Here is a 13839-nt window from a genome sequence, read left to right on the forward strand (position 1 = left end):
CCTGTTTTGACCCAGCAAAAATTTTATATCGAGACCTACGGATGCCAGATGAATTTTGCCGATTCCGAAATCGTCAATTCCATTATGGTAGAGCGGGGCATGAGTCCGTGCGACACCCCCGAGGAGGCGTCCGTCGTCTTTATCAACACCTGCTCCATCCGGGACAATGCCGAGCAGAAAGTCTGGAACCGCCTGAACGACTTCCGCAAAATGAAGCGACAGCGCAACGGCGACATGGTCGTGGGCATTCTGGGCTGTATGGCCGAGCGGTTGCGTGAGAAATTTCTGGAACGGGAGAAACTGGTGGACCTGGTCGTGGGCCCGGACGCCTACCGCGATCTTCCGCATCTGCTTTCGGAGGTGGAAGACGGCCGGAAGGCGGTTAACGTTATCCTCTCGCAGGAGGAAACGTATGCAGACATTACGCCGGTACGCACCACGGGCAACGGCGTCTCGGCCTTCGTGTCGGTGATGCGCGGGTGCGATAACATGTGCTCGTTCTGCGTGGTGCCGTTTACCCGCGGACGCGAGCGGAGCCGGGCGGTCGAAAGCGTGCTCAACGAAATCCGCATGCTCAGTGACCAGGGGTACCGGGAAGTCACCCTGCTCGGACAAAATGTCAATTCCTACAACCACCAGGGCCGCAACTTCGCGGAGCTGATGTACCAGTGCAGCCTGATCGACCCGGAGATGCGCATCCGGTTCTCAACCTCCCATCCCAAGGATTTTCCCGACGAATTTCTCCATGTGATCAGGGAGCGGCACAATGTATGCAACTATATTCACATACCCGTGCAATCCGGCAACAGCGAGGTGCTGGAGCGCATGCGCCGGACCTACACCCGTGAGGAGTACCTGGCGCTGATCGACAAGATGCGCGCCATGATCCCCGGAGTCTCGCTTTCGACCGACATCATCGCCGGCTTCTGCGGCGAGACCGAGCAGCAGCACCGGGACACCCTCGACCTGATGAAACAGGTGCAGTACGACCTGGCCTACATGTTTGCCTATTCGGAGCGGGAACGGACCCTGGCCCACCGCAAGTTTACCGATGACGTGCCGGAAGAGGTCAAAAAACGGCGGCTGTCCGAAATTATTCAGCTTCAGCAGGAAATCGCCTCCGGGCGGAACCGCCTTGAAATCGGCAAACGCCATGTTGTTCTGGTGGAAGGCCGGAGCAAACGGTCGGAGGATCAGCTTTCCGGCCGTACCGATACCAACAAAATGACCATTTTCGACAAGGGGGCCCTGCAGCCCGGAGACTATGCCGAGGTGGAGATACACGATGCCACATCCGCTACGTTAAAGGGGAGTGTAGTGAGAAAAGTATCCCTGTCGGAAACGGCAGAAGAACCCGTCACCGCATAAATCATACCAGCGTCCGGTGGACAGAACCCAGCTTCAAAACAAATACGGTATCATTGGGGAGTCGCAGGCACTGAAACATGCTCTCGACAAGGTGCTTCAGGTGGCTCCGACCGAGATCACTGTATTGGTCAACGGCGAGACCGGGGTCGGCAAGGATGTAACCGCCCGGGCAATCCACGATTTGAGTCCGCGCAGCTCCGGCAATCTGGTCATTGTCAACTGCGGCGCTATCCCCGAAGGTATCATTGAAAGCGAACTGTTCGGTCATGAGAAAGGTGCGTACACCGGGGCTCATGAATCACGCATGGGCTACTTCGAGCAGGCCGACGGCGGGACGATCTTTCTGGACGAAGTGGTCGACACCCCGAAGAACGTGCAGGTCAAGTTGCTGCGCATACTCGAATCGGGAGAGTTTTTCCGGGTCGGATCCAGCAAGCTGCGTTCCGTGAATGTCAGGGTGATCGCCGCCTCCAACAAGGATATGTGGAAAAGCGTTGAAAAGGGGGATTTCCGCGAGGACTTATACTACCGGCTGAGCACCATCAACATCAACATCCCCCCTCTTCGGGAGCGCAACGGCGACATCCTGCTCATCTTCCACAAGTTTGTCACCGAATTCGCCCGGAAGTACGATTCGGTGTTCCGGGGCATGTCGGACGAAGCCCGGAAGCTGCTGCTATCCTACCGCTGGCCCGGCAATATCAGGGAACTGCGTAACGTGGCGGAGCAGCTCGTAATCCTGGAAAAGTCACAGTATGTGGATGAAGAGGTATTGCGCAAATATCTTGGAGGGCGGCAGAAAATGGGATCAGCCGACAATCTGCCCATGCTGTTCGGGCACGATGAAGGCCATCACGAACCTCAGGACAGCGCCCGTACCCGGGAGCTGCAGTTGATTTACCGCGCCATGCTCGACATGAGAAACGACATGAGCGACATGAAGCGGATGTTGGGCACCCTGTTCTATAACTCGTTCCGGGACGGAAATTTCCCGAAGTCTCTTCCCCCCTCTTCCCGATATGACTTCAAAAACCCGCCCGATACCGACAAAACAGGGCTTCACGACCCGGATATGACGGTGGGGATGGCGCCTTATTCCGATGTGGAGTTTGACGATGACCAGACCGAGGAAGCCGGTGATTCGCCATCAGGCTTCGCCGCACACGGGTTTGAAGGCGGCCGGAGCACGGGCGCCCACCCGAATTCCGGGCATACACATGGGAGTCAGGCAGAACCCGCCTCCGGCTCTCCCGACCGTGCCGGATCCGCCCGCGGGCACGACGCCGCTCACAGGCCCGGTGCCGGAGCAAGTGCCGGAAACCGCCAGCATCTGTCCGAAGAGCAGCAAAAGGTTCTCGATCTGTTTGATACCGATGAACTGCCTTCGCTCGAAGAGGTTGAGCGGTTCATGATTACACAGGCACTGGAAAAATATGGCGGCAACCGGCGCAAGGCGGCCAGGGTGCTGGGCATGAGCGAACGGACACTTTATCGAAAAATCGACCAGTATGAACTCCTGTAGTTCCAGAGCAGATCGCCGGCCTGCGCCCTCACTTCCCGCCGGACAGTTTCAGCCTGCGCAGCAGTATTTTACGGCCGGGAAGCCTGTAGTGAATGCGCAAGATCGGGACCTGGGAAACAGCGGGAATGCCCGTCGGCGGGCAAACCGGATAGCGTGCCTGCAGTCGGGGCCCTTTGCAGCGCTGTTACTGGTGCTGTTTCTGGCGGGCAGCCTTGGCGGTTGCCTGCGATACAGCTTTACGGGAGTGAGCATCCCCTCGGATGTCCGGACCATCTACATCCCCTTCTTCCCGGATGAATCCGGCAGCGGCCTGGGTGACCTGAGCGACCTGCTCAATGACGCGCTCATCAACCGGTTTGTCAACGAAACCCGCCTTACGCTCACAAGCTCACAGGAGGATGCGGATGTGGTGCTCCAGGGGCGGATCACCTCCTACTCCAACCGTCCGTTCAGTGTGGCCGGTGACCAGCGCGCTTCTCTCAACCGGGTTCAGATCGGCGTCCGTGCTTCCTACACCTACAGCCGGGATGACGAACCCAAATGGGATAAGAACTTTTCCGGCACCTTCGAATTCGACCCGAGCGGTGACGCCATCGACGGGGAGAACGAAGCCGCGTTCGAGGCGCTTACCCGAATCGCCGATAACATGTTCAACGACGCGATGGGCGATTGGTGACCATCCACCAGACACTTCGCTTTTTTAAATGAAGCCAGGTTTCTATATTGGTGGCACAACTTAGAACCATGTCCGGCCATGCAAGGATTACCATTCGACATTCCCCGGAGCCTTAGCTCCTACCTGACACAGTTTGAAAGCGACCCGGAGAAGGGAATCGCCAATCTGGAATCCCACCTGAAAAAGCGGGGAATGGATGCGGTAGGCTATTTTCTGCTGTCGTGGCTGTATCACAACAATCAGCAGCAGAAAGAGGCGATCCATTACGCCCTGAAGGCGAAATGCTGCGCGCCGGGCAGTCCGCTTTTTGAGCATCTCCACTATTTTCTGGTGCATCCCCAGCGGTTTGACGCCTGGAAACCGTTTCAGGAGACGGATCCCGTGCATGACGGAAGGGAGCCGGGAGATGCGCCATCCGGACACACCCTGGACCTGGACCGGCTGATCGAGCAGCTCTCCTTTGCCGAGAACAAGAAAATCACCATTTCTCCGGACATTACAGATGACCGGAACCTGTCGGTAAAATCGGAGAAGGTCGGTGATATCGCCTCCGAAACGCTGGCCAAGATCTATGAAAAACAGGGCCGCTACAGCGAAGCCGTGAATACGCTGAAAATGCTGCGCGTGGTAAAGCCGGCAAAAGCCTCCGTGTACGACGACAAGATCAGCCAGATTGAGCGTCTCATGGAGAGCGGAAAATAGCGGCCGAGCAGCCGCTCACGGCCTATCCCTGGCGAATGAATGCGTTGTTCGCCTTTTCGTAGCCGATGGTGGTGTGGGTTCCGTGGCCGGGCCAGACCACCGTCTCGTCGGGCAGTGTATAGAGCTCTTCGCGAATACTTTTCTCGAGCAGGTCGTAGTCACCGCCATACAGGTCGGTGCGGCCGATGCTTCCGGCGAACAGGGCATCGCCGACGATCACCCATCCCTCCTGCTTGCGGTGAAACGCGAGGTGCCCGGGTGAGTGGCCGGGGGTAAAGCGCACGTCATAGGTCAGCGATTGAATGGTCAGGGCGGGCGATGCGTCAATGAACTCGGGCCGGACGGTTATGGGCTCGGCCTCCAGCCCGAACATCATGGCCTGTTCGGGATACTTTTCGATAAACACAAAACTGTCGCGATGCATGTAAACGGGCACATTGAACAACTGAAGCGCCTTTTGCAGGCCCATGATGTGATCGACATGAGCATGAGTGAGGACAATCGCCTCAACGTTCAGCTTCTGATCCTTGAGTTTTCGCAGCAGTATCTCCCACTCCTGACTGTTGGAAAAGCCGGGATCAAACAGATGGGCAATTTTGTTATCATGAACCAGAAAGGCATTTTCCTGAAAGGGATTGAGCCCTTCAAAGGCTTCGAGTTGTACTTGCATGGTCATTCCCCGTCGTTTATTTCGATGGTTCCAAATCCGCCGGCGGCAGTTGATGTTTGGTGCGATGGTTTCGCGGCCACGGGCAGATAGCCGTACGCGCGCAGTGGAGTGATCGGCTCTGGCGCCGCAGCTCTGAACCGACATATACGCCCATCGCGTGCCGCTAGCGGCGACCCGTTTTCCGACAACAAGATAACGAATTCCCTTTAAGATGTGTACGATAACCTACCTTCCCACCGGACCCGGCTCTTTTCTGCTTGCTTCCAACCGGGATGAGCAAAAAACCAGGGAAGGCGCGCTTCCTCCCAAAAAAAATGGCTCCGGGAAGGTCAGGGCGCTTTGGCCGGTGGACGGCAAAGCCGGGGGAACCTGGATCGGTTTGGCCGAAACCGGCTGCGCATTTGCCCTGATGAACGACTACCAGAGCAACCGGGAAGCCTCTGCGCCGGTAAGCCGTGGTATTATCATCCCGGAAGTCATTGACTGCCGGTCGGCGATGGAGGTCACACAACGGCTTGAGAAGTTGCATGAGCGGTCGTTTTCTCCGTATCGGCTGGTGATGGCCACCCCGAACGGAGTTCATCTGTGGCATTTCGACGGGAAGGAGCTGAGGGATGCTGCACAGGGCCGGGGTGCGGGCCTCTGGGTTTCCGCCGGAAAGGAGGAGGAGCGGGTCCGACAGGCGCGAAGTCGGGTGTTTGAAGCGTATCTGAAAGGGGGGTACAGCGATGATCTGAAGCGCATCCAAAACCTGCATACCCACCGGGATCAGGGGCCGGGGGCCTTTGCGTTTGAGATCAGCCGGGGCGGTATCGCCATTCAAACGGTATCGGCCACAGTCGCGGAATTTCGGGAGGATGGGCCGATCCGGATGCATTACATGGCAGGCCTTCCCGACCGGCAAAAAAAATGGCAGACCCACACGCTGGAAAGCATATGAACCTGCCACTAAAACCGGTGATCAAGCCGGGATCCGCTAAACGATCAGGACAAATGGTTACTTCTTGCCGTAACGACGCTTGAACTGATCTACCCGTCCGGCAGCGGACATCATCTTCTGGCTGCCGATATAAAACGGATGGTTTTTGGAATCCACTTCCGCCTTGTACACGCCTTCTTTGGTCTTCATCGTGCTTCGTGTAACGATTTCCGACCCGTCGCTCATTACGACTGTAATTTCCTTGTATTCGGGATGAATGCCTTTTTTCATCTGTAGCTCAAATTTTAAATTTGCTAATTAGAACCGTTAAGATATCACTTTTACACGGCTCGTTCAAGCAGGGGCAATCTTTTTTTAATGAACGGTCACTGTGTGCGCCGGGCGGCATCGGTAGCGGTCACCGCGCGTTTTGATTGGCAGCGGCATCGGTCACCGCGTGTTTTTACCGGCATCGGTCAACGCTCTGGACTTGAGCCATGACTCTTCCCACTCCTCGGCGGGATCCGAATCGGCGGTAATGGCTCCGCCGACGGAATAGAACAGCCGGCCGTTCTTAATGATGGCGGTTCGGATAACCACATTGAAGTCGAATTCGCCTTTGGGGGTGATGTAGCCGATCGCCCCGGAGTAGAGCCCTCTGCGATAGGATTCGAGCTCTTCAATGATCTGCATGGTACGGATTTTCGGAGCGCCGGTCATGGAACCCATCGGAAAACAGGCCCTGATCATATCCACCGGAGAAAGACCCTTTTTCGGGACGGCGGATATGGTGGATACAAGCTGATGGACGGTCGCGAAGGTCTGCACTTCCAGCAGCGCGTCGGTACGTACGGTTCCCGTTTTTGCGATACGTCCGAGGTCGTGCCTGACCAGGTCCACAATCATTACATTTTCGGCACGGTTTTTCTCCCTGTGCAATATTTCGGAGACGATCCGCTCATCGTCGCTTCGGGTTTCGCCACGTGGCGAGGTTCCCTTGATCGGCTGAGACCGGATCACTCCGTCTTTGAGCTGGAGGAAACGTTCCGGCGAGGCGCAGCATATTTCGGTATCCTCATCGCAGTGGATCCAGGCGCCAAAGGGCACCGGACCCGATTCCCTCATGGCGTCGAACAGGTCGAGCGAATCGCCGTGAAAGTCAGATTGCAGCTGGTGCGTGAGGTTGACTTCGTAGGTGTCCCCCCTGGCGATGTATGCAATGACGCGGCTCACTTTATCCCGGTAGGCTTCCCATCCGTCGCCGGATTTCAGCGGCCCAGTTACAAAGGGTCCACCGGTGTTGCCGGTTGGCGATGCTTCATGAAAGCGGGATTCGTGCTGCGGGACCGGATCGCGGCGGCCGGCCGGGTCCTGGAAAACGGCGGAGTTCTGGTACCCGGTCGCATTCTGGCGGCTGTTTTCGTCCTGGCGAACGGCCGGATCATCGACACAGAACAACTCACTCCGGCCGCCCTTGAGAACCGTCACGGTGAGCTGGGCCCGATTCACCGCGATAACAACCGCCGGTACAAAAAAGAACAGATCGGGCAGGCCGATGGGGTCCGGGTTGGACGATCGGAGCTCTTCAAGATCGTTTTTCAAATCATACCCAAGCCAGCCGAACAGCCAGTCGCGCTGATCCTGCCGGTACGCCTCCAGCTCATCCCAGAGGTTCCGGCTCGTTGACTCATCGGTACGGCCGCGGATGACACTTTGCGGATCGGAGGCGATGTATCCGATTTCGGAGGCGGCATGCCCCTCGAGCTGGGAATCCAGAAAAACCACAGGCCCCTTCCTTCGCTTCCTTTGCAGATAGGCGCGTATCCATTGGTTCATGGCCGTTTTGTCCGGAAACCGGCGGTTCATCTCCGCAGCCTCCCGGCCGGTACCCGCCCCCCCATCCTGATTCACATCAACACACATGGACCAGCTCTTCGGTTTTTTGCTTTTCAAACAATGCATGGCAGGAGTCCCAGGCGGTTTCATCAAATCCCAGCGGTTCACCGTCCAGTTCTCGCACAGGGTACCACTCCCTCACCGAATTGCAGGCCCAAACCACATCGGCCTCCCTCAGGTGATGCGGCAGGAAGTTTCCGGTGCACACTTTCCAGCCGGCCTGTTTCATGGCGGAAATCAGCAGGCCGCGTGTAATACCCGGCAGCAGGTCGCAGCATCTGGCCGGTGTAAACACCGTATCCCCCCGTTTCCAGAAGATGTTCGCGATGGTGGTTTCGCTGAGGTGGCCGTCCTGTGTTAGCATCAGGGCGTCGTCGGCGCCGGCTTGTTCCGCCTCGCGTGCGGCGAGTATATAGTTGATGCCATTGGACCATTTCACATCGGGAGGCAGTGAGGCAGCGGGAATCCTGCGGACCCTGCTGGTGATAAGCGATACAAAAGGTGACGTGGGTGCAGAAACCGAACTCCCGGTGATTATGTATCGGCAGGTGCGGTTACCCGGCCGGTATCCCGTGGTATGGTCATCCGCCCAAACCTGGATTCGAAGCCTCACATCCATTCGAAGCGCATCGTTGACTTCCAGAAAGCGGTGCAGCAGTTTCCGGAACGATTCGGCGGATTGCAGGGCGGGTGGCAGTGCAAGGCCAAGATGAGTCATTCCCGACTTCAGGCGATGCAAATGTTCATTCGGTCGCAGCGCGTAGCCGCTGTACAGGCGCACGGTATCGAAGCAGCCCTCCCCGTAGGCGGCAAGCCGGGAGAACGGGCTCAGCACAGCCTCATCCGCTGGATGCACATCTCCATCCAAAATGATATTGCGGAGGTTATTATGTGATTGCATAAGCTGATTCTCGGACGGTATTCGGGCGGTCACAAGGCGGTTTCGGAAGAGTGCAGCTGGTCGCGAGTCGAAAGTTTCTGCCATATCGGCACACTGGAGGAACCGACTTCGGTCGCCACGACCCGGCCCTGACTGTCCAGGATGATGGCCGATGGCACCCCGGGCACCCGCAGGTCCTGATAGGCAGGTGTCCCGTTTACCAGCATGAACCGCTCTTTGCTTTCCCGGTTATGTGCCAGCGCGAACTCCGGGGCGTCCTTCACAAATGCGGCGATTACTTCGAACTGTGGATAGGAGTCGTGCCATTGATACAGTTCATACAGGCTTTCCAGCGAGCGCCCCGACCAGGTAGCCCAGAACAGGATAACGGTGGTTCGCTCCGGGTCGAGTTGAAGCGTGTCACCGTCCATCGTCAGGAAATGGAGCTCCGATGCCGGTGTTTGCTCCATCCTGTCCATGAAACGCTGTTCCTGCCTGTCGACATAGCGGTAGCTGGCCAGGGCAATAGCGGCGATACAAAATACCGCCACCACCACCATAAACTGGTTGAAATATTTGGGGTCAATGCGCATGCCGGAAAGATACGAACAAGGGTTGCGGGAAACCACCGGCCTGTGCCATGAAGCTTTGAAACGGCCGGGCTCCACTGCCGTGACATTTCCTCCGTCCCCTTAAAAAACGGCATCCGGGAATTACAGCCGCAGAGCAATTTTCACTCCCCCGATATCACTCCTCCCTGGTCAGCGGAATCAGTACGGCGCCGCTTTCCGGCGGAAGCGACAATTCCAGGCGGTTGTCATGCAGCCGGTATTCGGTTGTCGTGATGCGGTCCACAAACCGCCGGCCTTCATGATCCGGCAGAGTAGCAGTCGCCAGGCCAGAGGATTTCAGATCCAGTTCCAGATGATGCGGTTCATCGCTGCGATTCAGGACGACGAGCGCCAGGTCATCGGCCGTATGACGCGCAAAGGCCAGGAGGCCGGAATCGTCGTCGGCAAGCAGCAGAGTGAAGGCCCCGGAGCGGAGCGCCTCGCTTTCAGTTCGGATTCGTGCCAGCAATCGGTACCGTGCATGCAGATCATGGTCGAAGGCAACGGCATCGCGCGGACGCCGGCGGGAGTAGGGATGGTTGATTTCATCGTCGAAATCGAGATCGGGCCAGACCATCGGCTTGCGGTCGTCGGGGTCGTCGGCACCCCACATCCCGGCCTCAGTCCCGTAGTAAACCATCGGGGCACCGGGTCCGGTGAACTGAAACAGCGCAACGAGTTCATGGATCCTGCGCTCCTGTTCATCCGGAGCGCGGACATCGTATGTATTGTCGATATCCCGGATCTTGCTCTGTTCTTCGTCATCCATCCCACCTTTGTAGCCGTACTCGTTATTGACGATCATGGATGCAAGACGCTCGGTATCGTGGCCATCCAGCAGGTTCATCATGGCCAGGTTGGTGCGCTCGGGAAAATCGCCGAGCAGATCCGCCAGGCGGCCGGCGAATTCGGAGGGGGATTTGGATTGCCGGACCAGAAACGCGTGGGTGGCGAAGGCCCACCGGTAGTTCATCACTACGCCAAACAGGTCGTCGGCGACATAATCGCGGGCGCGATCGTCCCAGATTTCGGCGACAGTCAGCGCTTCGGGATTGAGCTCGTACACCAGGTTGTGCCATTCGCGCCAGAATCCGTGTCCGACCTCCTCAACCATATCGAGCCGCCATCCGGCGATGCCGCGGGCGGTGTCGCCATCCGGCGCCATCCAGCGCTCGGTAACCGCGAGGATGTGGTCCCGGACCTCCGGATGCAGATTGTCATCGTCTTCGGTAAACTCGGGCAGGCCTTTATATCCCCACCATCCCTGGTAGTCGAACCCGTCCTCGTATTCATCGCTGAATTCGGTGATTTTAAACCAATCGGCATAGCGGGATGCCGCTCCGTGCTCAAGCACATCCCGAAACGCCCAGAAATCGCGGCCCACATGGTTCCATACGCCGTCGAGCACAATACGGATGCCACGGGCGCGGGCCTCATCCACCAGTTCCAGAAACAGTTTGTCGGCGGAAGTCCATTGCCAGGTATCGGGATCGGCCGGATCTTCCTGTGCCATGATTTCGATGTCGCCCTCGGGGTCGGGTCCGAAGTGCCGATCGATGTGGTGGAAGTGGCTGGCGTCGTATTTATGCAGGGAGACGGCGTCGAAGACCGGGTTGAGGTAGATGACGGTGATGCCGAGATCGCTCAGGTAATCGAGCTTGTCGATCACTCCCTGCAGATCGCCGCCGTAGCGACGGGTAAAAACGAAATCGTAGAAATCGGGTCCGACGCGCTGCTCCCAGTCGGCGCGCTGGTACCAGTCGCCGGTCCATGGTGAGATTTCCCATCCATCCGGGGCGCCCAGACCCCAGGAGTGCGGATCGCCGATGCGTTCGGGCACCGGGTCGTTGGACGGATCCGCGTTTCGGAATCGCTCGGGAAAGATCTGATACCAGACGGCGTCGACCGCCCAGTCGGGGATATTGGCGCCGGTCACATCCTCCCCGGATATCTCAACACCTGGGGTTATGGATCCGGGAGGGGATTCGACAGTTGTTCCCCTGTCTGCCTGATCGGCAGCGGCGGATCCGGAATCCGGGTGCATGTCAGCGGACTGTGTGGCTGCATAGGACCCGGCATCCATTTGCGTGGAGGTGCAACCGGATGCAACGGTTGCGGTCAGCATCAGAGTAACAGCTAAAACAAGCCGTTTTAAAACAAAATGGGTCATGGACTGTGAGCTTTTGCGCCGTGTTTCCGGTGTGCCTGGAAGGGCCTGGCCGGTGTGTGCGAGTTGAGGGTTTTGGTCCTGCAATTCATTCAAGCTAAATAAAATGCGGGAATCCCGCTGATGTAAGTACATGTAAATGTTGCTGCATCTCACAGCTTTGTTTCAGAATTGCTTACATACCCTTGCCCCATATGTTACAAGAACCGAAGAACCCGTTTGCAAGTCATATTCCGTTTTCACAAATTGCCTGCATGGTATAACGGTAAAAAATTGGAGGGTAATGGAATGAGAGAATTATTATCAGGTTGCAGGGGCAGATTCCAAAATGGAATCCGACTATTTGTATTAGTGCCATTATTATTTGTTCATCCGGCGGTATTTGCCGGCAGCATGACCGAAGATCGTCCGGTTGAAGTGGTCATCAATGCTTCGGAAACGCATGCTCCGATATCTCAACATCTCTACGGGCAATTCATTGAGCACATCAGGGATATCATCAACAAGGACATTTGGGCCGAGATGATCGCCGACCGGAAGTTCTATTTTGCCATTTCAGAGATACCGATTCTCGGCCGGGACCCTCAGCCACAGGATCCATTTTGGGTGGAAATCGGATCGGCGGATGCGATCGGGATGGATCGTGAACGCGCATTTACCGGCGAGCAGAGTCCTGTTATCACGCTGGACCGCCTGGAGCCCAGAGGCATACGCCAAACCGGGCTGATCCTTGCCGAAGGGCGCGAATACACCGGACGTATCATACTGGCTGCGGATGATGATGCCCGGGTGGCGTTGCGGCTTGTCTGGAACGACTCGGAAGATGGCTACCAAACCGTTACGCTGGATGTTCCCCAGGGCGACTATGTCACCCATGAGTTTGAGTTCGTCGCGGGGGCCGCAACCGACGATGCCGCGCTCGAAATTACGGCCACCGGAACAGGATCGGTGTGGATCGGAGCGTTATCGATGATGCCGGCGGATAATATGGAGGGGTACCGCAGAGAGGTGATCACCAAGCTGCAATCTATTGATGCCGGGGTCTATCGCTTTCCCGGCGGCAACTTCGTCTCCGCCCATGAATGGCAGAAAGCGGTCGGCGATATCGACAAGCGCCCACCCGTGATCGACGTTCACTGGGGTGCGCTTCAGCCCAACGACGTGGGTACCGACGAATTTATTACACTTACCCGCCTGCTGGATGTGGAACCGTATATCACGGTCAATGCCGGATTTGGGGACGCCTGGAGCGCGGCGAAGTTGGTGGAATATGCCAATGGCAGCACAGACACTCCCATGGGCAAATGGCGCGCGGATAACGGCCATCCCGAACCATATGGCATAAAATACTGGGGTGTCGGCAATGAGGCCTGGGGATCCTGGCAGATGGGCGCCATGGCACTGGATCAGTTCGTGCACAAGCACAATCAGTTTGCCGACGCCATGCTGGCGGCCGACCCGTCCATCATTCTGATCGGAAGCGGGGCCATGCCGGATGCCATGACCTGTTCCGGCGAATCGGAGCAGCGCACCGGCCAGATCCTCACGGAATATTTGGGCCCAGCCGACTGGACCGGCGGACTGTTTCAGCACTCTCTCCACAACATGGATATGATCAGTGAGCATTTTTACGCCTATGCCGACCGGCGGTTCGATATTGAAACCGGCGAAAGCGTTGCCCGCAACACTGACGAACCCCTGGTTGAATGGATGCGCCGACCGGCAAACCATGTCAAGACAAAGGTGGATGCGTACCACGACTATCTTGAACTGATTCCCGAGCTGCAGGAGAAGAGAATACCGATTGCTCTCGCCGAGTGGGCATATGCCGGGGTGCCGTCCACCAGTTATCGGGTCGTTCCGGCTAATGCCTGGGTGTTTCATGAGCTGTTCCGTCATTCGGATCTGTTCACGATGGCAAACTTCACCTTTGCCAACTCCCTGTTGAGCATGAACCGAACCGAAGCGGCTTTGAGTCCGACCGGACTGCTGTTCAAGTTGTACAGCAACCACTATGGACACATACCGGTAACCGTATCCGGCAACCGTCCTCAAACCGAACCGGTGTACGGGCCAGGTGGTCAGGATCCGCGCATCAATGCGGGCAGTCCGACCTTCCCGCTGGATGTGGCCGCCGCGCTTACGGAGGATGGCAGCGCCCTTACCATCGCCGTCATCAACCCAACCGAGCAGGAGGAGTCTATTAACCTGGAGGTTCGGGGAGTTCGCCTTGCGGACAGCGGAACCTTGTGGCGGATGGCGCCGGACAATCTCGATGCGCAAATTCTGCCGGGACAGAAGCCGGAGGTTGAAATTGAAGAGCTGGAATTTTCCGGCGGCTTACCCGGGCAACCCGCATTTGCTCCATTCAGTGTGAGCCTGTACCGGATTGAGATTGACGGCACCGTTGAGTGAGCAGGGTTCCTCG

Annotated in this window: 12 protein-coding genes; 6 read left to right on the forward strand and 6 right to left on the reverse strand. The window is 57.3% G+C overall.

Going from position 1 to position 13839, the window contains the following annotated elements; genetic code table 11:
* The first annotated feature begins 6 nt into the window (after positions 1–6).
* The 4 genes from miaB (at position 7) to QA596_01510 (ending at position 4268) form a co-directional block, all read left to right on the forward strand.
* Entirely contained in the window at positions 7–1368 is a 1362-nt protein-coding gene (gene miaB, locus QA596_01495; GenBank protein ID MDG5766121.1) for a tRNA (N6-isopentenyl adenosine(37)-C2)-methylthiotransferase MiaB, read from the forward strand.
* A gap of 16 nt (positions 1369–1384) precedes the next feature.
* Positions 1385–2890 carry a sigma 54-interacting transcriptional regulator gene (locus QA596_01500; GenBank protein MDG5766122.1) on the forward strand — a complete coding sequence of 502 codons (1506 nt, stop codon included), beginning with the start codon at positions 1385–1387 and terminating at the stop codon, positions 2888–2890.
* On the forward strand, positions 2877–3566 hold the full coding sequence (locus QA596_01505; protein ID MDG5766123.1) for an LptE family protein: 690 nt from the start codon (positions 2877–2879) through the stop codon (positions 3564–3566). The genes QA596_01500 and QA596_01505 overlap by 14 nt, the downstream gene beginning before the upstream one ends.
* A 78-nt stretch (positions 3567–3644) precedes the next feature.
* Positions 3645–4268 carry a hypothetical protein gene (locus QA596_01510; protein ID MDG5766124.1) on the forward strand — a complete coding sequence of 208 codons (624 nt, stop codon included), beginning with the start codon at positions 3645–3647 and terminating at the stop codon, positions 4266–4268.
* Between the two features lie 22 nt (positions 4269–4290).
* Here the strand turns inward: QA596_01510 and QA596_01515 are convergent, their stop codons facing one another.
* Positions 4291–4938: an MBL fold metallo-hydrolase gene (locus QA596_01515; GenBank protein ID MDG5766125.1), complete on the reverse strand. Its 648-nt coding sequence runs from the start codon at positions 4936–4938 to the stop codon at positions 4291–4293.
* Between the two features lie 211 nt (positions 4939–5149).
* Between QA596_01515 and QA596_01520 the strand changes: the two genes are divergently transcribed.
* Positions 5150–5878 (forward strand): NRDE family protein, encoded by a 729-nt coding sequence (locus QA596_01520; protein MDG5766126.1) that lies wholly within the window; start codon positions 5150–5152, stop codon positions 5876–5878.
* Between the two features lie 57 nt (positions 5879–5935).
* Here the strand turns inward: QA596_01520 and rpmE are convergent, their stop codons facing one another.
* The 5 genes from rpmE to QA596_01545 form a co-directional block, all read right to left on the reverse strand.
* Positions 5936–6148 carry a 50S ribosomal protein L31 gene (gene rpmE / locus QA596_01525; protein ID MDG5766127.1) on the reverse strand — a complete coding sequence of 71 codons (213 nt, stop codon included), beginning with the start codon at positions 6146–6148 and terminating at the stop codon, positions 5936–5938.
* A 159-nt stretch (positions 6149–6307) separates the two neighbouring features.
* Entirely contained in the window at positions 6308–7810 is a 1503-nt protein-coding gene (gene pabB, locus QA596_01530; GenBank protein MDG5766128.1) for an aminodeoxychorismate synthase component I, read from the reverse strand.
* Positions 7770–8654 (reverse strand): aminotransferase class IV, encoded by an 885-nt coding sequence (locus QA596_01535; GenBank protein MDG5766129.1) that lies wholly within the window; start codon positions 8652–8654, stop codon positions 7770–7772. Before QA596_01535 ends, pabB begins: the two co-directional genes overlap by 41 nt.
* 29 nt (positions 8655–8683) lie before the next feature.
* Positions 8684–9226 (reverse strand): hypothetical protein, encoded by a 543-nt coding sequence (locus QA596_01540; protein MDG5766130.1) that lies wholly within the window; start codon positions 9224–9226, stop codon positions 8684–8686.
* 154 nt (positions 9227–9380) lie between these two features.
* Positions 9381–11414, reverse strand: a complete 2034-nt coding sequence (locus tag QA596_01545) for a glycoside hydrolase family 13 protein (GenBank protein ID MDG5766131.1) — start codon at positions 11412–11414, stop codon at positions 9381–9383.
* Positions 11415–11762: 348 nt separating this feature from the next.
* Between QA596_01545 and QA596_01550 the strand changes: the two genes are divergently transcribed.
* A complete protein-coding gene (locus QA596_01550; protein ID MDG5766132.1) occupies positions 11763–13826 on the forward strand; it encodes a hypothetical protein in 2064 nt (687 codons plus the stop codon).
* The last annotated feature ends 13 nt before the right edge of the window (positions 13827–13839 follow it).

The sequence above is a fragment of the Balneolales bacterium ANBcel1 genome (genome assembly GCA_029688905.1).
Classification (GTDB): Bacteria; Bacteroidota; Rhodothermia; order Balneolales; family Natronogracilivirgulaceae; genus SLLW01.